The organism is Rhodococcus sp. NPDC058521, assembly GCF_042719695.1.
Lineage (GTDB): Bacteria > Actinomycetota > Actinomycetes > Mycobacteriales > Mycobacteriaceae > Rhodococcus_F.
The window spans coordinates 173,605-193,518 of sequence record NZ_JBHXNL010000006.1 but is presented as its reverse complement, the minus strand read 5'-3'; the positions used below and the strand labels follow the sequence as shown (position 1 = coordinate 193,518).

Genomic DNA, 19,914 nt, shown 5'->3' with positions numbered 1-19,914 from the left:
GCTGTACGTGACGGTGCCGCGGTCGAACTCTGAATTCACCCCACGATTCTGCCAGTTCTGCGCCGGGTGCCACCGTCTCGACTCGCCACAACGGTTAGATTCGATGCCATGTCATCCGCACCGCAGGCTGTCCACCGACTGATCGCGGGAGCTGCCGCAGCCTTCCTCCTGGCATTCCTGTCCTTCGCCGCAACCCCCGCCGTCGCCGGCGCGGACGCTCCGTCGCGGCTACCCGGGCAGATCACGGACACGGTCGGCGCTTTGGATTCCGATCAGCTCGACGACGTACAGAATGCGATCGACCAGCTGTATGCCGACCACAAGGTTCGCCTGTGGGTGGCCTACGTGACCGATTTCGGCGACCTCTCCGAGGAAGCGTGGGCAACGCAGACAGCAGAGATGTCGAGTCTGGGTGACCGCGACGTGCTCCTGTCGGTCGCCACGGTGGATCGGGCCTACTATCTCAGCACCTCGTCGGCCCTGAAGGACGTCAGCTCGTCGGAGGCCGAGTCCATCCGGGTGGATGCCGTCGAACCCGCACTACGCGAGGAAGACTGGGCCGACGCAGCGATCAGCACGGCCGGCGGCCTCGACGACGCGATGAGCTCCAGCGGTGGAATGTCCACGACGACCTTGCTCGTCGGCGGCGGTGTTGTCGCGGCCGGGGCTGGTGGCCTCGCGCTGTACTCCCGTAAGCGGCGAACGGACAGAACCAAGGCTGGTGCCCGGGCGGCGAAGAACATCGACCCGAACGACACCCCAGCTCTGGCAGCTCTCGATCTGCCCACCCTCGACGAACGTGCCAAGGAAGTTCTCGTCGAGACCGACAACGCCGTCCGGACCAGCCAGGAGGAACTCGAGCTGGCCCGTGGTGAATTCGGCGAACGGGCCGTCGAACCGTTCGTGAAGGCGTTCGCCGGCGCCCGCTCGGCACTGACGTCCGCGTTCGAGATCCGGCAGCGTCTGGACGACGAGATTCCGGAGACCCCTGCCCAACAGCGCGAGATGCTCATCGAGATCATCACGTCGTGTGGTCGCGCCGATCGCGAACTCGACGATCGCGTCCGCGAATTCGACGGTCTACGAAACCTCCTCATCGATGCCGGTGACCGGCTGGACGAACTCACCCGGAAGGTCGTCGCGGTGTCCGTTCGCGTTCCGGAATCGGAGAAAACCCTGGCCCGCCTGCGTGAAGAGTTTCCTGCCGAGTCGATCGCGTCGATCACCGACAACGTGACGATGGCCGGTGAGCGACTGAAGTTCGCCGAGGAATCAATCGACCGCGGTCGCGACACCGTGTCGTTGCCGGCAGGCAAGCAGGGCCCCGTCGTCACTTCGATTCGCTCCGGGGAGTCGGCGATCGCCCAGGCTCAATCACTCCTCGACGGCGTCGACCACGCGGCCGAGAATATTCACCACGCCATAGCGACGCTGCCGGAGGCGGTCGCCGACCTACAACGCGGAATCGATGCGTCGGGACAGTTCTCCAAGCAGCGTGGTGACCGACTCGCGAAGGCGAAGGCGGGAGCAGAATCCGCACTCGCCACCGCGCACACGACCAAGACATCCGACCCGTTGGGTGCCTTTTCGGCAATCGTCGAGGCCGACGCGGAACTCGATGCCGCACTCGAACAGGCCCAGCAGACGAAGGAAGAGGCGGACAAGGCGATTCAACGTCTCGACCGCGAGATCACCGCAGCCCAGTCTCAGGTGACTGCGGCCTCGGACTTCATCTCGACACGGCGTGGTGCCGTCGGTGCGGACGCACGCACGCGACTGACCGAGGCGCAGCGGCACCTGGACGCTGCTCGCCAACTCTCGAAGAGCGAACCGGACAAGGCGTTCCAGCACGCTCGCGCGGCAACGAACCTGGCAACCCGAGCACTCAGCGCCGCCCGTAACGATGTCCAGAGGTGGGAATCCACTCAGAGCCCGCGACGGGGCGGCGGCAGCGGAACCGCGGGTGCAGTGCTCGGCGGCATTCTCATCGACAGCATGATTCGCGGCGGTATGCGCGGCGGCCGTCGAGGCAGCTTCGGTGGTGGTTTCGGTGGTGGCGGTTTCGGGGGCGGCCCGGGATCCTTCGGCGGGCCGAGCAGCTCGGGCCGTACCGGTGGTGGCGGCCGCTTCTGATCAGCGTCGACCCGCTCTTCGTCGGAAGAACGCCGCAGTGGCCTCGTCCGCGGGATAGAACGCCTCGATCGCGATCTCGGACAACGTCACGTCCCGAGGCGTTCCGAACACCGTGGTGGTGCTGAACATGGATATCTCGGTGTCGTCTACCCGGTACGTCAACGGGACCACCAGTGACGACTCGTGTTCGATGCGTCCCGTCCCGCCACCCGGGTAGGCGGACAACTCACGGTGCAGGTCCGTAAGGGACACGTCACCTGTGATCTCCACTTCGCGCCACAACCTTTCGAGCAGATGTGCTCGCCACTCCCCCAGATTCACGATCCGCGGCGCCATGCCCTCCGGGTGCAGGCTCAACCGCAGGACGTTGACGGGCGGTTCCAGCAAGTGCTCCGCCGCACCCTCGATCAGCACGCCGATCGCATCGTTTCCCGCGACCAGCTCCCAGTCACGGTCGACGACCACCGCGGGGAACGGCTCGTGCGCGGACAGTATGCGGTCGATCGCATCACTGACCGCGGACATCGGCGTATCCGACAACGCATGACGAGAGAAGGCGGGTGCGAAGCCCGCCGCCAACAGAAGCGTGTTCTGCTGACGCAGAGGAACTTCCATACATTCGGACAGTCGGAGAATCATCGACCTCGTGGGTGTGGATCGGCCGTTCTCGACGAAGCTGAGATGTCTGGCCGACACCCCCGATTTCGAGGAAAGCCCCAATTGGGTGAGGCGCCGCATCTCCCGCCACCGTCGCAGAAGGACTCCCACGGGCTCCGCAGTCTCGGTCGATGTCATGTCACCAACGTAGCGAGGCGAGGTCACCGCCACGATTACCTTCGGAGTAATCGACCGGACGCAGTTCGCGGCGCACTGTGGTTCCCACACCGCATCGCCGACCGGAGCGAGGGTGACATCGAAAGGACGAACCATGACCCACTTCGACGAACTTGCCGGCCGCTACATCGAGACCTGGAACGAAACGGACGAGCACAAGCGGCGCGAACTCATCGACCGCTACTGGTCGCCGAATGCCCGCTACATCGATCCGCTCGGAGTGGCACGGGGACCGGAAGCAATCGCGAGCATGATCGCGGGCGCACAGTCACAGTTCGCGGGTTTCGAGTTCAGTTTGGCGGGCTCGGTGGACGCCCATCACGATCTGGCCCGTTTCAGCTGGCACCTCGGCAAGTCTGGCGAGGCTCCGGTCGTCGTCGGATTCGATGTGGCCGAATGCGATTCGGAGGGCCGACTGACGTCGGTGCTCGGGTTCCTCGATCAGGTGCCGGCATGAGCGTGCCGACCTACGCGATCGCACATCTGCGCACCGTCGACCTCGGCGACGGCATAGTGGAGTACCTCGAACGAATCGACGGAACGTTGGCGCCGTTCGGCGGCAGATTCATCGTCCACGGCGCAACCCCCGACGTCCGGGAAGGGGCATGGACCGGCGACTTGATCGTCATCGAGTTCCCGAGCGCGGCGAAGGCGGTCGGATGGTACGACTCACCCGAGTATCGGGAGATCATCCCGCCTCGGACGGACAACTCGGACGGTTCGGTATTTCTCGTCGAGGGCGTCGAACAGCCACACCGAGCAACGGACATACTGGCCTGACACAGCAGCGGGCGGACACCGTGTTCGGTGTCCGCCCGCTGCTGTTCAGTTGTCGGTCAGGAGCCGATCAAGCGCTGCGCGAGGTAGCCCTCCACCTGGTCGAGAGCAACGCGCTCCTGTGCCATCGAGTCGCGCTCACGCACCGTCACAGCGTGGTCGTCGAGGGTGTCGAAATCCACGGTGATGCAGAACGGCGTTCCGATCTCGTCCTGGCGGCGGTAGCGGCGACCGATCGCACCGGCGTCGTCGAACTCGACGTTCCAGTTCTGACGCAAGGTCGCGGCCAGGTCCTTCGCCTTCGGAGTGAGATCCGCGTTGCGCGAGAGCGGCAGGACCGCGGCCTTCACGGGAGCGAGACGCCGATCGAGCCGCAGGACGGTTCGCTTGTCGACGCCGCCCTTGGAGTTGGGTGCCTCGTCCTCGGTGTACGCGTCGACCAGGAACGCCATCAGCGAGCGGGTGAGGCCCGCTGCGGGCTCGATGACGTACGGCGTGTACCTTTCGCCCGTCGTCTGGTCGTAGTAGTTGAGTTCTGTTCCCGAGTGCTTCGAATGCGTGGACAGGTCGAAGTCGGTGCGGTTCGCGACGCCTTCCAGCTCACCCCACTCACTACCCTGGAAGTGGAAGCGGTACTCGATGTCCACCGTCCGCTTCGAGTAGTGCGAAAGCTTGTCCTGCGGGTGCTCGAACAGGCGCAGATTGTCGCGATCGATTCCGAGACCGGTGTACCAATCCATTCGGTAATCGATCCAGTACTGGTGCCACTCCTCGTCGTCACCCGGCTTGACGAAGAACTCCATCTCCATCTGCTCGAACTCGCGGGTGCGGAAGATGAAGTTGCCCGGCGTGATCTCGTTGCGGAAGCTCTTGCCGATCTGGCCGATTCCGAACGGGGGCTTCTTGCGAGAGGTGGTCAACACGTTGGCGAAGTTGACGAAGATGCCCTGGGCCGTTTCCGGCCGGAGGTAGTGCAAGCCTTCCTCGTTGTCCACGGGACCGAGGAACGTTTTGAGCAAACCGGAGAATGCGCGAGGTTCGGTCCACTGGCCGGGTTCCCCCGTTTCGGGGTCACGGATATCCGCAAGGCCGTTCTCCGGCGGGTGTCCATGCTTGTGTTCGTAGGCTTCGACCAAGTGATCGGCCCGGTACCGCTTGTGCGTGATCAGCGACTCGACGAGCGGATCGGAGAAGGTCTCGACGTGACCCGAAGCCTCCCATACCTGGCGCGGAAGAATCACCGACGAATCGAGACCGACGACATCCTCTCGGCTGGTGATCATGTTGCGCCACCACTGCTTCTTGATGTTGTCCTTCAGCTCTACGCCGAGCGGACCGTAGTCCCATGCGGACTTGGTACCGCCGTAGATCTCACCGCACGGGAAGACCAGGCCACGCCGCTTGGCGAGGTTGACGACGGTTTCGACTTTGGACTTGGGTGCCACTCGGCTGCTCTCCATCTGGGTAATAGATGCATGATCACGTGCGTTTTTCGGAGACCAGCCTATCTGCTCGGAGTTGTCGTTCTCATCCACCCGGTTGACATGCGCAAACGTGCATATCAAAATGGAATCGGTTTGCAATAACGTGCCGTAGGGTCGGAGCACCGACCTGGGTACCGCACAACGTAAGGGGGTTCACTGTGAGAGTGACCGAAACCGGTGAGCTCCACGAGGCCGAGTCCGTGCATGTGGCCGAGTCCGGGCATGTCGGAGCGGCGCAGGCGCATGCCCACGATCCGTTCGACACCACTCCCGCGGCGCCCGTTCCCCCGAAGGAAACGCTCACCGCGGCCGGAGACCTGCTTCGCGCCCTCGCCGCCCCGGTGCGCATCGCCATCGTGCTCCAACTGCACGATTCCGAACGATGCGTTCACGAACTCGTCGGCGCACTTGGGGTCACCCAACCATTGATCAGCCAGCACCTGCGCGTACTGAAAGCGGCCGGCGTCGTCCGCGGCGAACGGAACGGCCGCGAAGTTCTCTACCGTCTGGTCGACGATCACCTGGCGCACATCGTCGTCGATGCCGTCGCCCATGCCGAGGAAGGATAGAACTGTTGCCCCAGCAGACGCGACGTGCACCGGCTGAGGTAGGGGTGCGCTCCACCAAGCAACGAAGCGCCATTTCGGCACTGCTCGACGACATCGAGGAGTTCCGCTCGGCCCAGGAACTCCACGACGAGCTGCGCAAGCGCGGAGAAGGCATCGGCCTCACGACGGTGTATCGAACGCTGCAGGCTCTTGCCGACACGGGCACGGTGGACGTTTTGCGCACCGACACAGGCGAATCCGTGTATCGACGGTGTTCGTCCGGGCATCACCACCACCTGGTGTGCCGGGACTGCGGATTCACCGTCGAGGTCGAAGGTCCCACCGTCGAACAGTGGTCGCAATCGGTCGCCGATTCGAACGGGTTCAGCGACATCAGCCACACAGTCGAAATCTTCGGTGTGTGCCGGGAGTGCGCAACCAAATAACGTCCGCCACAACGAGGAGCCCGCATGTCATCGAACGTGCGGGCTCTTCGCTGTGTTGCGAACTTGCTGTCAGGGCTGGCCGGTGAAGTACTGGTAGCCCGCGTCGATCAGCGGCTGCCCACCGGTGTTGACCAGGCCTGCGACGCCGCCGACGGCCGCTCCGATCAGAACACCCGGGATGCAACCCACGAAGACTCCGACGACACACCCGACGACGAGGCCGATGCCGGCGCCCACCGCTGCACCGACGCCGCCGCCGAACGAAGCCCGGTTCAGTTCGTCACTGAAGCGCGCTGCGGAGTTGATGTCCGTTAGCGCCACGGATGCGACCGTGGTCGCCTTCGCCGGATCGGTCTCCGGGGTGAGCGTGAGGCTCCGGCCGTTGTCGCCGATGAGCGACTCGATCGAGAACTCCTGGTCGTTCACGCGGTAGCTCAGCGGAACGGAACCGACGACAGCCCCCTCCGCGTCCACGACCTCGATCACGTCTGCACCCTTGTCGAGACGGAAGGTGCCCGCATCGAGAACGGTCGTGAGCGAATCGCCGTCCTCGTCGATGCCGGTTTCGTAGCCGACGCCCTGATCCACACCCTGCACGAGGGCGGGCGAATCCAGAACGGCAGGTTCGGCATGCGCCGTTCCCGCTGTGACCCCCAGCGCTGCAACCGCCAGAACAGCTGTCGTGGAAAGCTTCCCGAACTTCTTCAAAGCAGTACTCCCCGTTATGTCCCGAGTCGATTACCCGGGAACTGGAAGCACAATAGACCGAAAGCAGACAAAAGCCACTACTTCCGCGCCCTTCCGGAAGCTAGGGCAACAGCCCCTGCCTCGCGGTATCGGCACCGGACAGAACCAGCAGCAGCATCGTGGTCAGCGCCTCTTCACTCAAACCTGCAGCTGGGAAGGTGTACCGCAGGATCACGTCGCCGAAGCGGCCGTGCGCGAACAAGGCCACCGACCCGAACTGCACCGACTGGTTGCGCTCCGCCACCTTCTTGTGAAGAGCCGCACTGATCGGCCGATCCCATGCAAGCACGCACGTCAACGACAGCACGTCGAGACCATCGGAGAGGGTCATGGCACTGAGCGAACACAGTGCCCCCGCGAACTCGAATCCCAGTGATCCGTCACCGGCAGCATCGACGGCCACGAAATTGGCCAGTGCCCGGGAGGCCCTCTCCTGCAACTCTTCCGACGTCACTTCACTCCCCCGAACCGCCGATCTCGTGACGCGAACTCGACACAAGCCGCCCACAGATCGCGCCGGTCGAAATCGGGAAAGAGCTTCTCCTGGTAGACCATTTCGGCATACGCCGACTGCCACAGCAGAAAGTTGGACGTGCGCTGTTCTCCCGAAGGGCGGAGAAACAGATCGACGTCCGGCATGTCCGGCTCGTCCAGGTAGCGGCCGATGGTGGCCTCGGTGATCTTGTCCGGATCGAGCGTGCCGGCCGCAACCCTGCGTCCGATCTCACGAGCAGCGTCCGCGATCTCGGCCCGCCCGCCGTAATTCACGCACATCGTCAGATTCATGACGGTGTTGTGCTTTGTCATCTCCTCGGCGATCTCGAGTTCCTTGATGACACTTCGCCACAGTTTCGGACGGCGACCCGCCCAACGAACTCGGACCCCCATTTCGTGCATCTCGTCACGTCGACGCCGAATCACGTCCCGATTGAACCCCATGAGAAAGCGCACTTCCTCGGGGCTGCGCTTCCAGTTCTCGGTCGAAAACGCATACGCGGACAACCACTCGACGCCCATCTCGATGCAGCCACACACGGTGTCCATGAGGACGGCTTCACCGCGTTCGTGTCCTGCGGTACGCGCCAGGCCGCGCTCCTGGGCCCACCTGCCGTTGCCGTCCATCACGAGCGCGACGTGGCGCGGGATCAGCTCGGTCTGCAACTTCGGTGGTGTGGACCCGGACGGGTGCGGGTCCGGTGGACGTACAGCCCGACCGGCTTCGGAATCATGCCGTGCTCGCGGTTCGCGTCGTCGAATCACGCTCCCCATCCTGCCTGACCGAGCCGGACTCACCTACCGGCGCATGAGGGCGGGACCTTTCGATGAGCGGCAACGTGCGAAGTTGCCGTTCGAGATGCCATTGGAGGTGCGCGGCCACGAGCCCGCTGGCCTGCGACCGAAGTGCCGGTGGCGTCACCTCTGCGCCTGCCCACTCCCCTCGCACCAGCGCGTCCATGTGATCGAGTACGCCGGGCGAGGGCGTCGCGGCTCCTGGCGGTCTGCAATGCACGCACACGGCCCCACCTGCTGCCACGTGAAAAGCGCGATGCGGACCCGGCACCGCACATCGCGCGCACTCCTCGAGAGCAGGCGCCCAACCGGCGAATCCCATTGCCCGCAACAAGAAAGCATCCAGCACGAGCTCGGGAGCACGTTGCTTGAGCGCGACTGCCCGGAGCGCGCCCACCGTGAGGCTGTGGAGTTGTTGCGCAGGCGCTCGCTCTTCACCGGCGAGACGCTCCGCGGTCTCGAGAATCGCGCAGGCCGTGGTGTAGCAGCCGTAGTCGTCGACGATGTCCACCGCGAACGCGTCCACGGTCTGAACCTGGGTCACGATGTCCAGGTTGCGGCCTGGGTACAGCTGGACGTCGATGTGCGCGAACGGCTCGAGCCGCGCACCGAACTTCGAACGCGTGCGGCGCACACCTTTCGCCACCGCCCTGACCAGTCCGTGCCGACGGGTGAGAAGTGTGACGATGCGATCGGCTTCGCCCAGCTTGTGCTGGCGCAGCACCACCGCGTTGTCCCTGTACAACCTCACCGGTCAAGTCTCTCACGGCGAACCGACATCGCCCCGTAAGCACGCAGATCACCGAGCAGGCGCACACACGGGACAGGCCAGGTTCGTGATGTCGTGCAACGTCAACCCCCGACCTCGAGGAACCACGGCAACGTCGGGCAGCGCAGTGCGTCCGAAGCCGAACAACGCCGACCGCCGTAACACCGACACGAAGATCGCCACACCGACGACCACCATCCAGATGGGCAGCGGGTACAGCACGAGCCGCTCGGTCAGCCCGAAGTAGGCATCCGGGAAGGCCAGCAGAACGCCTCCCACGAGTCCGATCAGGGCACACACCGTTGTCCACACGGCAGTCCAGCGCATCCGGCGCCACAACACCCAGGCGACCAGGATCAGCAGGATGTGCCTTCCCACAAACCCTGGCAGCACCGCGACGAAGTGCCCGATCGGGTTGGCGTTCGCCGGGAAGAATCCGGTTGCGGCGGTACTCACGCCGATCACGATCGCCAGGCCGACCGCCCAGCGACGCCGCCTTCCGCGTGGTATGTGCCTTCGCAGCAGAATCGCCCCCGCAGTCATCAGCAGCCCCATGACGACGAACGAGATGTTCATGTACCAGTGCAACGGTGAGCACACCTGCACACAGTCGGTGACGCCGAGGTCGCTGATCGAGTTGTGGACGTAGCTGTAGGGCGTCGACCACGCCTCGGCCGTGAAGGCCTCCGACACGAGGTACCCGACCGCGAGAATCCAGAGAAGGCTGCCCACGAGGAGTCGAATGTCGTGTGTGTCCATACCCTGCTTCCGCCGGTCGTCCGAAAAAATCCCGGACCACGCTACCCGGTTCGACACCTCGGCGTTATCCGTTCGTTATCGAAATCGGTCGGCAATCCACCAGCGATCCCGCTCCGACCTCCTCGAACCGCCTTTCACGATCCGCGACACGCATCGACGGCCAATTCGACCAATGGGGACATCAGTGGCACCCAACACACCCGCTTTGCTACTGTTCGTTCGAACGAACAACAGCCGAAAGGGCGGGCATGAGCGCGGAGCACACGGGCGAACAGGACTTCGAAGTAACCACCGGCGGCGAGGCTCACGCGCCCACCCTCGTGGATCAGGTGGCCGATCTGGCAGCCTCACGAACCACGGCCACCGAGGCCACTCTCGCCACCCTGGACCGAATCGACGCGAGCCAACCGACGCTCAACGCGTTCAAGATCGTGCGACGCGAGAAGGCGCTCGCGGAAGCCGCAGAGGCCGACCGACGACTGGCTGCGGGTGAACGGCTCCCCCTCCTCGGGGTCCCCATGGCCGTCAAGGACGACGTGGACGTTGCGGGAGAACCGACCGCGTTCGGCGCCCCCGGCAACTTTCCGCCCAAGGCCACCGACTCCGAACTCGTGCGTCGACTCCGCGCCGCCGGCGCGATCATCGTCGGCAAGACGAACACCCCCGAACTCGGACAGTGGCCGCTCACCGGTGGTGAGTTCGGCTACACCCGCAATCCGTGGAACCGAGAGCACACACCGGGCGGATCGTCCGGCGGTGCTGCTGCGGCAGTCGCAGGCGGCCTCATCGCCGCCACCATCGGCTCCGACGGTGCGGGGTCCGTCCGCATTCCTGCCTCGTGGACCAATCTCGTCGGCATCAAACCTCAGCGGGGTCGGATCTCGACCTGGCCGCACGCCGAAGCTTTCTACGGACTCACCGTCAACGGGCCGCTCGCGCGAACGGTCGCCGATGCGGCGCTACTCTTCGATGTCGCGGCCGGGAACCACGAGAGCGACATTCACACGCCCGAACCCGTGACCGTCGGTGACGCAGTCGGTCGCGACCCCGGCACACTGCGCATCGCCCTGTCACTGCGCATTCCCTTCACGGCCACCCCGACGAAGCTCGATCCCGAAATCCGCGCCGCCGTCTGGTCGATGGCTCAGACACTGCGCGGACTGGGTCACGAGGTCGTCGTCGACGACCCGGATTACGGAATCCTGTTCGGGCTCAATTTCCTTCCGCGGTCGATGTCCGGCCTCGACGACTGGCTGGCCACGTACCCCGAACCGCACCTCGCCGATCCGCGGACGAGACGCAACGCGCGCAACGGGCGCATCATGAGAGGACTCCCATTGCGGGCTGCCCGAGCCGCCGAACCGCGCATGCGCCGGCGAATCGGCGCGATCTTCGACCGGTACGACATCGTCCTCGCACCCTCGACCGCTACCCCAGCGCCGCGCGTGAACGCCATCGACGAAGCCACCTCGTGGCAGACCGACAAGGTGATCACGGCCGTGTGCCCTTACGCTTGGCCATGGAACGTCCTCGGGTGGCCGAGCGTCAACGTCCCCGCAGGGTTCACCGAATCCGGGTTGCCCATCGGCGTGCAGCTGATGGGACACGACAACTCCGAGCCCATGCTGGTGTCGGTGGCAGCTCAGCTCGAGTCGGTTCTGCACTGGGAACGATCCACGCCGGAACGGTGGTGGTAACTATTACGGGAGGTCGTCCGTGAGCGTCTCGACGGGGGCACGAGAGAAGATTCTCGCCGCAGCCCTGCACATCGTCGGCACGGACGGAATACCTGCGCTCACCAACCGTGCCATCGCCGCACGCGCGCAGGTATCCCTCGGCTCGATCACCTATCATTTCCCGAGTCAGTCCGATTTGCTCCGATCTGCGTTGACCGGATTCGTCGAGGAAGAGACCCGACGGCTCACCGAGGTAACCGAGCAATACCGCGACAAGGGTCTGACGTTCGAGGATGCTGCCGAGCTCACCGAGAGGATCGTAAAGGACCTCGCCTTCTCGGCCGAAAGGATCGCACCGTTCGAGCTGTTCATCGAGGCTGGCCGCGACCATGCACTTCGCGATTCTGCGGCGGACTGCTTCGCGGCCTACGACCAACTGACACTAACTATTCTCACAACGCTCGGGGTCCCCGATGCGGAGTCGGTGGTGCAGACGGTCGTCGCCGTCATCGCGGGGATGCAACTTCGCCGGCTCGCCACCGGGAGCGCCGACCAGGACATCGCCGCCGCCCTTCTTCTCCTGCTGCGCGGCGCGATCGCCGCAGCCCTGGATTCGAAGGTGAACTCGTAGCCGGCCAGGAACGTTCGGCGACGAGCCTGGCGACCGACTCCGGTACCGCATCATCCCCGGACACCCACGGCGCAGCGGCCGGATCGCCCGCGACCGTTCGCAATGGAACCACCCCTGCCCAGGCGTCACCTGGTTCCTCGGGTCGACCGGGCGGAGCGTCACGCACCTTGACGGTCCACTGGCCTTCGATGATCGGCAGCGCAAGCGCGAGCGTCGCCGCAACTTCCTTGTTCCGGGGTCCCCGAACCTCCCTGCTGCGCCCCGGGATCATCGCATCGGAGAACAGGTCCAGAGCATCACGCGATTCCTCGTCGCCGAGCGTGACCAGATTGCCGCGCACCACGGCGGACCGGTAGTTCGCAGACGAGTCGACAGGGTGTCCGCCACCACGATGCCATCGAGCGAGGTCACACACACAATGCGGCGGGAGCACCCTCTCCAACCTGCCGCAACGCCGGCACCCGTCGAGCCGTCCAGCAGGACTCGATTGCCGTCACGGGCGTAGAGCATCGCCACCGCCCACGGCAGACCGTCGACGACGGTTGCGAGCGTGCCCACACGGCAGGCATCCAGAACGTCGTTCAACTCACCACGTTCGGTTCGAGCTCGATCCGGGTACCGCGGTCCAACTCTTTCAGAACCCCAAGCGGCCCAATTGCTTCGGATCACGCTGCCAGTCCTTGGCGACCTTCACGTGTAGTTCGAGGAAAATCTTGGTGCCCAGAATCTTCTCGATCTGACCGCGGGCCTTGGTACCCACGTCACGAAGGCGTGCGCCGCCCTTGCCGATCACGATGCCCTTCTGACTCTGCCTTTCGACATAGAGAAGCGCATGCACGTCGAGAAGCTCACCCTGCTTCTCGGTCCGCCCTTCACGCGGGATGACTTCCTCGATAACGACTGCCAGGGAGTGTGGCAGTTCGTCGCCGAGTCCTTCGAGTGCCGCCTCACGAATCAGTTCGGCCATGAGGACTTCCTCCGGCTCGTCGGTCAGTTCACCGTCCGGGTAGAACGCCGGGCCGGGCTCCATCTGCTGTGCGAGGACGTCCACCAACAGTTCGACCTGCTCACCCGACGCAGCGGACACCGGGACGATCTCCGCATCCGGGCCCAGCAGGGTCGACACGGCAAGCAGTTGCTTCCCGACCGCATCTCGCCCGACCTTGTCGATCTTGGTGACGATGCCGACGATGCGGGTCTTCGGCGCGATCTGCTTGACCTGCGAAACGATCCACCTGTCGCCGGGTCCGATCGCCTCGTCCGCAGGAATGCACAGGCAGATCACGTCGACCTCGGAGTACGTGTCCTGAACGAGGTCGTTGAGCCGCTGTCCGAGCAGGGTGCGCGGTCGATGCAGACCGGGGGTGTCCACGAGAATCAACTGCGCGTGGTCACGGTGGACGATCCCGCGGATCGTGTGCCTCGTCGTCTGCGGCCGCGACGAGGTGATCGCAATCTTGCTTCCGACGAGGGCATTCGTCAGGGTCGACTTGCCGGTGTTCGGCCTACCCACGAAACAGACGAACCCGGAACGGAACTCGGTCTCACTCATGTCACTCCTCGATCACGGATCCATCGGCTTGCGGGGGCCGGTCGCGCGTCGCTACTCATCGGCCTCCGTCGTCTTCCGCGCCAACCGGATACGATCCACCTTCGCCGTCATCCGGCTCGGGTTCCGCTTCTCGGCGGACCAGCACGGTGTGTATTCGGACGCGGCCGCGGACATCACTCGCACCCTCACCGACGAGAACGAGTCCGTCGACGGTCACCGCAGAACCTGGCAGTGGAACCCTGCCGAGGACGTGCCCCAGCAAACCGCCCACCGTCTCGACCTCGTCATTGGTCATCTCGACGTCGTACAACTCGCCGAGATCCTCTACCGGCAGTCGTGCGGAGACCCGATACTCGCCACCACCCAGGTCTTCGACGGGCGGCGTCTCCCCCTCGTCGTACTCGTCGGCGATCTCGCCGACGATCTCCTCGAGGACGTCCTCGATGGTCACGAGACCGGCAATTCCGCCGTACTCGTCCACGAGCACCGCCATGTGATTGCGATCGCGCTGCATCTCGGCGAGCAAGCTGTCGAGCGGCTTGGAATCGGGAACGAACACCGCAGGACGCATGACGGCATCGACTTGCACGCTGCGTCCACCGTCGCGCGAGTGATACGTCTGCTGCACGAGGTCCTTGAGATACACGACACCGAGTACGTCGTCGACATTCTCACCGACCACCGGAATACGGGAATGTCCGCTGCGCACCGCGAGCGACGTCGCCTGCCCGGCACTCTTGTCCGATTCGATCCACACCATCTCGGTGCGCGGCACCATGACCTCTCGCGCCGACGTGTCGCCCAGTTCGAACACCGACTGGATCATCTTGCGCTCGCCGTCCGCGACCACACCGCGTTCCTGTGCCAGATCGACGAGTTCGCGAAGCTCGATCTCGGACGCGAACGGTCCGTTGCGGAAACCACGACCGGGGGTGATCGCGTTTCCGACGAGGATCAGAAGGCGACTCACCGGTCCGAGCAGCACCCCGATGACATGCAGGGGCAACGAGGCGGCGAACGCTATCGAATACGCATGTTGGCGCCCCAGGGTTCTCGGACCGACACCGATGACGACGTAGTCGACGAGCACCATCACGACAGCCGTCGCCAAGAGTGCCCACATGGGCGAAATGAGATCGCTGAGCCCTCCGGCCAGTACGACCGTTGCGGTGATCTCGCACAGAATGCGCAACAGCACCATCAGGTTCACGTACCGCGGACGGTCCTCGAGGATCCGCACCACCCGAGCAGCGCCGGCCCGCCCGTCCTTCGCCATCTCTTCCACACGAGCGGACGAGATCGTGTTCAGGGCCGAGTCCACACCCGCGAACACGCCACCGAGAGGAACCAGAACAACAGCGAGAACGATCAGCGGAATCGCGTCGCTCACCGGCGTGCCTCCGACGTCGACATCTAACGGGGCTCCGTGCCGTCGAAGAAGCCGGTCGTACCCAGCAACTTCTGATCGCGGGCTGCGAGTGCCGCATCACGCTCGGCGCGACGGAGATCGTCGTACCAATCCTCGAGCAGCCGGTTCTGCAGGCCGAACATCTCCTTCTCCTCCTCCGGCTCGGCATGGTCGTAGCCGAGAAGGTGCAGAACACCGTGGACGGTGAGCAGTGCCAGTTCGTGCGCGAGAGGGTGGCCTGCCTTGTCCGCTTGATCGGCGGCGAACGAAGGGCACAGGACGATGTCACCGAGCATCGAGGGACCGGGCTCGGGCGCGTCGGGCCTACCGCCCGGCTCGAGCTCGTCCATCGGGAACGACATCACGTCGGTCGGGCCCGGGAGATCCATCCAGCGCATGTGCAGATCCGCCATCGTCGCGGAGTCCACCAGCACCATCGACAACTCGGCGGCCGGATGAACGTCCATCCGCGCGATCACGAAACGGGCGACGCTGATCAACTCTCCTTCGGAGACGTCCACGCCCGATTCGTTCGAGACTTCGATGCTCATGTATGCAGTTCCTCCCGGTCTTCCGCGCTCACCCTACCGCCGAGGCGAACGCGCATGCGCCGACCTTCGCTGCGCACGATTACCCAGCGGGCCATCGTCGCGACTCTCCTCGAACCGGGCATAGGCGTCGACGATGTCCGATACCAGCCGGTGACGAACGACGTCGCTGCTGTTCAGTTCCGCGAAGTGAATGTCGTCGATGCCACCGAGGATCTCGGTTGCCGCGCGCAACCCCGAACGGGCGCCACCGGGAAGGTCCACCTGCGTGACATCGCCGGTGACGACAACCTTCGAACCGAAACCCAACCGCGTCAGGAACATCTTCATCTGCTCCGCGGTGGTGTTCTGCGCTTCGTCGAGAATGATGAAGGCGTCGTTGAGCGTACGACCACGCATGTATGCGAGGGGCGCAACCTCGATCACCCCGGACTGCATGAGCTTCGGAATCGCTTCCGGGTCCATCATGTCGTGGAGCGCGTCGTGCAACGGACGCAGGTACGGATCGATCTTCTCGTGCAGCGTTCCGGGCAGGAACCCGAGACGCTCGCCTGCCTCCACGGCGGGTCGCGTGAGAATGATGCGGGTAACCTGCTTCGTCTGCAGCGCCTGAACTGCCTTAGCCATGGCCAGGTAGGTTTTGCCCGTTCCCGCGGGTCCCACTCCGAAAACTATGGTGTTCGCGTCGATGGCATCGACGTACCGCTTCTGATTGAGCGTCTTGGGGCGGATCGTCTTGCCGCGCCGGGACAGAATGTCGAGCGATAGCACCTCCGCCGGCGATTCGCCGACGCCCTGCGTCAGCATTCCCACCGTACGACGAACCGCATCGGGTGTGAGCTGGTTGCCGCGCGTGACGATCGACGCGAGTTCCGCGAGTGCCCGCTCGGCCAATGCAACGTCTGCGGGTTTCCCACTCAGCGTCACCGTGTTGCCTCGAACGTGCACGTCCGCGTCCAGGGCCCGCTCGAGGGCACGCAGATTCTCGTCCGAAGATCCGAGGAGTGGCATCACCGCCTCGGGGGCGAGATCCATGGTCGACGTCACGATGCGCTCCGACGGCGGCGTCTCGCGATACTCTCCTGCTTCACTCACGTGAGGAATGTGACCTTCTTTCGGGGATCTTCGTCGCAGCACCACACTGCGACCGTTGACCAAAGTCTAACGCTCGCTGCGAACCGCGCCCGCTATGTTCACGGACAGCCGAGATGCGGCCTGCGCGGTCACTTCCCCGGCACGCTCAGGGGTCAGCCCGAGAAGCACCAGACCTGTGATCGCACACGTCTCGCCCCTGTCGTTCACGACACCACGATTTGCCTGCTCGAGATGTCCCATGATCAGCGCTTCACCGGTGCTCACCAACAAGGTTGCGGGCAGATAGTCCGAGAAGACCCCGAGGTCCTGACCGTGCGCGACGATTCCGGATATGAGGCGCCGCATGGGTTCGAGTAGGGCGTGAATGCGATTGTCTCCGATCTCGTTGCGCGCACTCGACAACAGCAGGCGAAACCGGTCGCCGACAGGCCAGATTCGCAACGTGAACTCCGCCATGGTGCTCGCAGGGTCAGCCTCGTCGACCTGCATCTGGTCTGCCGCCGCCATGAGTTCCGAGAACGCCTCTTGCGCAATCCCTTCCATCAGGTCCGCACGGCTCGGGAAATGCGCGTACACGGTCCGCCGGACTACACCGGCCGCTTTCGCCACATCTGCCATGCTGGCGTCCGGATCGGCAGCGAGCGCGGCGATCGCCGCCTCGACTATCGCCACCCGATTCGCACGCGCGTGCCTCCGTTGCGGCCGACCGCTGCCCACGTTACCCATCCAACCCGCACCTCCTCGTCACAGCTTGCACCGCAGGGCCTCGCTGTGATCCACGACCACAATAGTTGCACACCATCGTGTAACTAACTAAATTGCACATGGATGTGCAATCAGCTCTCTCACGCGAGGAGGACGCGATGTCCGTGTTGGCGAAGCAACCCGTGTCGCGAATGAACAGTCCCTATCCGCGGCGATGGGCAGCCCTCGGCGTGCTGTGCCTGAGCCTTCTGATCGTGGTGATGGCAAACACCGCACTGATCGTGGCGGCGCCGAGCATGACCCGCGAACTCGGACTTTCGAGCGCCGACCTGCAGTGGGTGATCGACGGATACACGGTCCCCTACGCAGCGATGATGTTGTTGTTCGGCGTGATCGGCGACAAATACAGCCGTCGTGGCGCACTCGTGACCGGCCTCGTCGTGTTCGGTGCGGGAGCCGTGCTGGGCAGCCTCGCCGACACCACTCAATTCGTCGTTGGTGCGAGAATCGTGATGGGTGTCGGCGCCGCGATCATCATGCCCGCGACCCTGTCCCTTCTGGTCGCCACGTTCCCGCGTTCCGAACGCGGCCGCGCGATCGCGGTCTGGGCTGCAACCTCGGGCCTCGCCATCGCCTTCGGCCCGCTGCTGGCCGGCTGGTTGCTCGAGTCCGGGTCCTGGAATTCGACGTTCCTGATCAACGTGCCGATCGCTGTTGCCGCCATCGTCGCCGCCTTTGCCCTCGTGCCCCCGTCGAAGTCGGAGCGGCAGGGCCCCATCGACTGGATGGGGGGCCTGCTGTCGGTCGCAACGATCGGCGGGCTCGTCTACGCGATCATCGATGGGTTCCACTTCGGAATCGGGTCGTCCACGATTGTCGCGGGACTGGGATCGATCGTCGGCGGGCTCCTCTTCCTGGCCTGGGAACTCGAGCACCCCCGACCGCTCCTCGACGTCCGCAAACTCGGTGACCGCACCGTGGGCGGCGCGTCGCTGGCGGTTCTCCTGCTGTTCCTCACCGCATTCGGTGTCATCTACACGATCGCGCAGGAATTTCAGTTCGTGCTCGGATACGGTCCGCTCGAGACCGGCACGAAGCTGCTTCCGTTGGCGGTGGCCGTCTCGGTCGGGTCCGCACTGAGCAGCCGGATCGCGGCTCGTGCCGGTACGCGCGTTGCGATCGCATCCGGTATGGGCGTGGCAGCGGTAGGCACGCTGCCACTGCTGCAGGTGGACGGAAGTACCGGCTACGGCACATTTCTCGTATCCCTGATCCTCATCGGGGCGGGGATCGGGTTGGCCGTCTCCCCCGCCACCGACGCGATCATGGGCAGCTTCCCCGAACACGATCTCGGCGCAGCGGGCGGACTCAACGACACTGCGATCGAGTTCGGTGGTTCTCTCGGGATCGCACTTCTCGGCTCGGTTCTCGCAACGAATTACAAGGACGGCATCGCCGGTTTCCTCGACTCTCTGCCCCTCGGGCAACTCGGCGGTGCGCAAGCCGAACAGGCCCACCAGGCGCTCGAGATCGCCGGAGACTCCGTGGGCGGTGCCTCCCTTGTTGCCGAGGAACTGGCGAAGAACCCCTTCGCACAGTCGCAGGCAGAACCCATGTTGGCCGCGGCCGGTGACGCTTTCGCAGGTGCCATCACTCAGGCGGGCGCCGTCGGCGGGGCGATGCTCGCGGTCGGCGCCATCGTCGTCGCCTTCGTACTTCCCGGTCGCAGGTCCTCCGAAGTGGAAGATTCGGGTTCAGGACGAGAGTCCGTCGAGCACAGCCTCGCGTGAGAGCCGCCAGCATTCGGTATCGGATTTCAGGAAGGCGAAGTGGTCTTCGCCCTCGACCAGCTGAAGGTCCACTTCGTCTCCTGCGGCAACGGCCGCGTCGCGGTATCTACCGCTGACAACGGCAGGAACCTGACCGTCCTCCATCCCGTGTATGCACGTCACCGGGACCGAGATCGGCACCCGATGGCGAGGCGAAGCCGAACGGTACAACTCCGGGTCCTCGTCGAACGGAACCCCGAAGAGCTCTTCTATGTAGCGGATCCGCCGGCCTCTTTCCCCGGCGGTCGCCATGTCGAGCGCGCCCGCTTGCGACACCGCACGCTCCGGCCGGAACGAAAGGTCCTGACCCGCAAGCCATACCGCGAGCTGACCACCGGCGGAGTGCCCGACCACGCGAGCACGATCGAGGTCGAGCCCGGCCGGCACACCTGCCGCGACCGGGCCGGGTATAGCGTCCCACGCCGCCATCACGTCTGCGGATATCTCGGGCCAGGCACCGCCGGCGCCCAGCCGCCGGTACTCGATGTTCCACACCGCCACACCCCGCCGCGCGAGATCCAACGCGAACGTAGTCCCCAGGTTGAGGTGATAGTCGCCGCTCCAGAAACCACCGTGAATCTGCATGACGACGGGCACGGGGTCCAGCACAGGCGCGTCCGGCACATACAGGTGACCGAACTGCTGTGGTTCGCTGCCGTACTCGATGCGTGTTCGTGGCACGG

Annotated in this window: 21 protein-coding genes and 2 pseudogenes; 8 read left to right on the top strand and 15 right to left on the bottom strand. The window is 64.6% G+C overall.

Going from position 1 to position 19,914, the window contains the following annotated elements; genetic code table 11:
• Window positions 1-108: 108 nt before the first annotated feature.
• Window positions 109-2,133: a TPM domain-containing protein gene (locus ACFWO3_RS12380; RefSeq protein ID WP_378577687.1), complete on the top strand. Its 2,025-nt coding sequence runs from the start codon at window positions 109-111 to the stop codon at window positions 2,131-2,133.
• Here the strand turns inward: ACFWO3_RS12380 and ACFWO3_RS12375 are convergent, their stop codons facing one another.
• On the bottom strand, window positions 2,134-2,928 hold the full coding sequence (locus ACFWO3_RS12375; protein ID WP_378577685.1) for a helix-turn-helix domain-containing protein: 795 nt from the start codon (window positions 2,926-2,928) through the stop codon (window positions 2,134-2,136).
• A 133-nt stretch (window positions 2,929-3,061) separates the two neighbouring features.
• Here ACFWO3_RS12375 and ACFWO3_RS12370 point away from each other — a divergent pair, with 133 nt between their 5' ends.
• Together ACFWO3_RS12370 and ACFWO3_RS12365 are read left to right on the top strand one after the other, a co-directional pair.
• Window positions 3,062-3,424, top strand: a complete 363-nt coding sequence (locus ACFWO3_RS12370) for a nuclear transport factor 2 family protein (RefSeq protein ID WP_378577683.1) — start codon at window positions 3,062-3,064, stop codon at window positions 3,422-3,424.
• Window positions 3,421-3,747, top strand: coding sequence for a DUF1330 domain-containing protein (locus ACFWO3_RS12365; RefSeq protein WP_378577681.1), 327 nt, complete (start codon window positions 3,421-3,423; stop codon window positions 3,745-3,747). The genes ACFWO3_RS12370 and ACFWO3_RS12365 overlap by 4 nt, the downstream gene beginning before the upstream one ends.
• Before the next feature lie 56 nt (window positions 3,748-3,803).
• Here the strand turns inward: ACFWO3_RS12365 and ACFWO3_RS12360 are convergent, their stop codons facing one another.
• Window positions 3,804-5,189, bottom strand: coding sequence for a glycine--tRNA ligase (locus ACFWO3_RS12360; protein ID WP_378577679.1), 1,386 nt, complete (start codon window positions 5,187-5,189; stop codon window positions 3,804-3,806).
• Window positions 5,190-5,428: 239 nt separating this feature from the next.
• Here ACFWO3_RS12360 and ACFWO3_RS12355 point away from each other — a divergent pair, with 239 nt between their 5' ends.
• Entirely contained in the window at window positions 5,429-5,797 is a 369-nt protein-coding gene (locus tag ACFWO3_RS12355) for an ArsR/SmtB family transcription factor (RefSeq protein WP_378577865.1), read from the top strand.
• A 5-nt stretch (window positions 5,798-5,802) separates the two neighbouring features.
• Window positions 5,803-6,222: a Fur family transcriptional regulator gene (locus tag ACFWO3_RS12350; RefSeq protein WP_378577677.1), complete on the top strand. Its 420-nt coding sequence runs from the start codon at window positions 5,803-5,805 to the stop codon at window positions 6,220-6,222.
• Window positions 6,223-6,291: 69 nt separating this feature from the next.
• On the opposite strand, the gene ACFWO3_RS12345 is transcribed toward ACFWO3_RS12350, so the two are convergent.
• The 5 genes from ACFWO3_RS12345 to ACFWO3_RS12325 form a co-directional block, all read right to left on the bottom strand.
• Window positions 6,292-6,930, bottom strand: a complete 639-nt coding sequence (locus ACFWO3_RS12345; RefSeq protein WP_378577675.1) for a hypothetical protein — start codon at window positions 6,928-6,930, stop codon at window positions 6,292-6,294.
• A 100-nt stretch (window positions 6,931-7,030) separates the two neighbouring features.
• Window positions 7,031-7,423, bottom strand: coding sequence for a YbjN domain-containing protein (locus ACFWO3_RS12340; RefSeq protein ID WP_378577673.1), 393 nt, complete (start codon window positions 7,421-7,423; stop codon window positions 7,031-7,033).
• Complete coding sequence (locus ACFWO3_RS12335; RefSeq protein ID WP_378577671.1) at window positions 7,420-8,229, bottom strand: isoprenyl transferase; 810 nt, start codon at window positions 8,227-8,229, stop codon at window positions 7,420-7,422. The genes ACFWO3_RS12340 and ACFWO3_RS12335 overlap by 4 nt, the downstream gene beginning before the upstream one ends.
• On the bottom strand, window positions 8,195-9,010 hold the full coding sequence (recO, locus tag ACFWO3_RS12330) for a DNA repair protein RecO (RefSeq protein ID WP_378577669.1): 816 nt from the start codon (window positions 9,008-9,010) through the stop codon (window positions 8,195-8,197). Before recO ends, ACFWO3_RS12335 begins: the two co-directional genes overlap by 35 nt.
• 48 nt (window positions 9,011-9,058) lie before the next feature.
• Window positions 9,059-9,787, bottom strand: coding sequence for a DUF998 domain-containing protein (locus ACFWO3_RS12325; RefSeq protein ID WP_378577667.1), 729 nt, complete (start codon window positions 9,785-9,787; stop codon window positions 9,059-9,061).
• Window positions 9,788-10,035: 248 nt separating this feature from the next.
• Between ACFWO3_RS12325 and ACFWO3_RS12320 the strand changes: the two genes are divergently transcribed.
• Both ACFWO3_RS12320 and ACFWO3_RS12315 read left to right on the top strand, forming a co-directional pair.
• On the top strand, window positions 10,036-11,484 hold the full coding sequence (locus tag ACFWO3_RS12320) for an amidase (protein ID WP_378577665.1): 1,449 nt from the start codon (window positions 10,036-10,038) through the stop codon (window positions 11,482-11,484).
• Window positions 11,485-11,503: 19 nt separating this feature from the next.
• Window positions 11,504-12,094: a TetR/AcrR family transcriptional regulator gene (locus tag ACFWO3_RS12315; protein WP_378577663.1), complete on the top strand. Its 591-nt coding sequence runs from the start codon at window positions 11,504-11,506 to the stop codon at window positions 12,092-12,094.
• Between the two features lie 250 nt (window positions 12,095-12,344).
• Here ACFWO3_RS12315 and ACFWO3_RS12310 read toward each other — a convergent pair.
• The 7 genes and pseudogenes from ACFWO3_RS12310 to ACFWO3_RS12280 form a co-directional block, all read right to left on the bottom strand.
• A pseudogene (locus tag ACFWO3_RS12310) lies at window positions 12,345-12,434 on the bottom strand (pyridoxamine 5'-phosphate oxidase family protein); the annotation flags it as partial.
• Between the two features lie 95 nt (window positions 12,435-12,529).
• Window positions 12,530-12,652 (bottom strand): annotated as a pseudogene (locus tag ACFWO3_RS12305) (pyridoxamine 5'-phosphate oxidase family protein); the annotation flags it as partial.
• Window positions 12,653-12,728: 76 nt separating this feature from the next.
• Window positions 12,729-13,646 carry a GTPase Era gene (gene era, locus ACFWO3_RS12300; protein WP_378577661.1) on the bottom strand — a complete coding sequence of 306 codons (918 nt, stop codon included), beginning with the start codon at window positions 13,644-13,646 and terminating at the stop codon, window positions 12,729-12,731.
• Window positions 13,647-13,701: 55 nt separating this feature from the next.
• Window positions 13,702-15,036 carry a hemolysin family protein gene (locus ACFWO3_RS12295; protein ID WP_378577659.1) on the bottom strand — a complete coding sequence of 445 codons (1,335 nt, stop codon included), beginning with the start codon at window positions 15,034-15,036 and terminating at the stop codon, window positions 13,702-13,704.
• A 23-nt stretch (window positions 15,037-15,059) separates the two neighbouring features.
• Entirely contained in the window at window positions 15,060-15,605 is a 546-nt protein-coding gene (gene ybeY / locus ACFWO3_RS12290) for an rRNA maturation RNase YbeY (protein WP_378577657.1), read from the bottom strand.
• A gap of 33 nt (window positions 15,606-15,638) precedes the next feature.
• Window positions 15,639-16,637: a PhoH family protein gene (locus ACFWO3_RS12285; protein WP_378577863.1), complete on the bottom strand. Its 999-nt coding sequence runs from the start codon at window positions 16,635-16,637 to the stop codon at window positions 15,639-15,641.
• Between the two features lie 126 nt (window positions 16,638-16,763).
• Complete coding sequence (locus tag ACFWO3_RS12280) at window positions 16,764-17,423, bottom strand: TetR/AcrR family transcriptional regulator (RefSeq protein WP_378577655.1); 660 nt, start codon at window positions 17,421-17,423, stop codon at window positions 16,764-16,766.
• Window positions 17,424-17,560: 137 nt separating this feature from the next.
• Here ACFWO3_RS12280 and ACFWO3_RS12275 point away from each other — a divergent pair, with 137 nt between their 5' ends.
• On the top strand, window positions 17,561-19,192 hold the full coding sequence (locus ACFWO3_RS12275) for an MFS transporter (RefSeq protein ID WP_378577653.1): 1,632 nt from the start codon (window positions 17,561-17,563) through the stop codon (window positions 19,190-19,192).
• Here the strand turns inward: ACFWO3_RS12275 and ACFWO3_RS12270 are convergent.
• Entirely contained in the window at window positions 19,157-19,912 is a 756-nt protein-coding gene (locus tag ACFWO3_RS12270) for an alpha/beta hydrolase family protein (RefSeq protein WP_378577651.1), read from the bottom strand. The genes ACFWO3_RS12275 and ACFWO3_RS12270 overlap by 36 nt on opposite strands.
• Window positions 19,913-19,914 lie beyond the last annotated feature (2 nt).

Excerpts from the sequence above, each read along its gene's own strand:
- ACFWO3_RS12380 (WP_378577687.1), top strand. The coding sequence starts at position 109 with ATGTCATCCGCACCGCAGGCTGTCCACCGACTGATCGCGGGAGCTGCC.
- ACFWO3_RS12375 (WP_378577685.1), bottom strand. The coding sequence starts at position 2,928 with ATGACATCGACCGAGACTGCGGAGCCCGTGGGAGTCCTTCTGCGACGG.
- ACFWO3_RS12370 (WP_378577683.1), top strand. The coding sequence starts at position 3,062 with ATGACCCACTTCGACGAACTTGCCGGCCGCTACATCGAGACCTGGAAC.
- ACFWO3_RS12365 (WP_378577681.1), top strand. The coding sequence starts at position 3,421 with ATGAGCGTGCCGACCTACGCGATCGCACATCTGCGCACCGTCGACCTC.
- ACFWO3_RS12325 (WP_378577667.1), bottom strand. The coding sequence starts at position 9,787 with ATGGACACACACGACATTCGACTCCTCGTGGGCAGCCTTCTCTGGATT.
- ACFWO3_RS12320 (WP_378577665.1), top strand. The coding sequence starts at position 10,036 with ATGAGCGCGGAGCACACGGGCGAACAGGACTTCGAAGTAACCACCGGC.
- era (WP_378577661.1), bottom strand. The coding sequence starts at position 13,646 with ATGAGTGAGACCGAGTTCCGTTCCGGGTTCGTCTGTTTCGTGGGTAGG.
- ybeY (WP_378577657.1), bottom strand. The coding sequence starts at position 15,605 with ATGAGCATCGAAGTCTCGAACGAATCGGGCGTGGACGTCTCCGAAGGA.
- ACFWO3_RS12285 (WP_378577863.1), bottom strand. The coding sequence starts at position 16,637 with ATGGATCTCGCCCCCGAGGCGGTGATGCCACTCCTCGGATCTTCGGAC.
- ACFWO3_RS12280 (WP_378577655.1), bottom strand. The coding sequence starts at position 17,423 with ATGGGTAACGTGGGCAGCGGTCGGCCGCAACGGAGGCACGCGCGTGCG.
- ACFWO3_RS12275 (WP_378577653.1), top strand. The coding sequence starts at position 17,561 with ATGTCCGTGTTGGCGAAGCAACCCGTGTCGCGAATGAACAGTCCCTAT.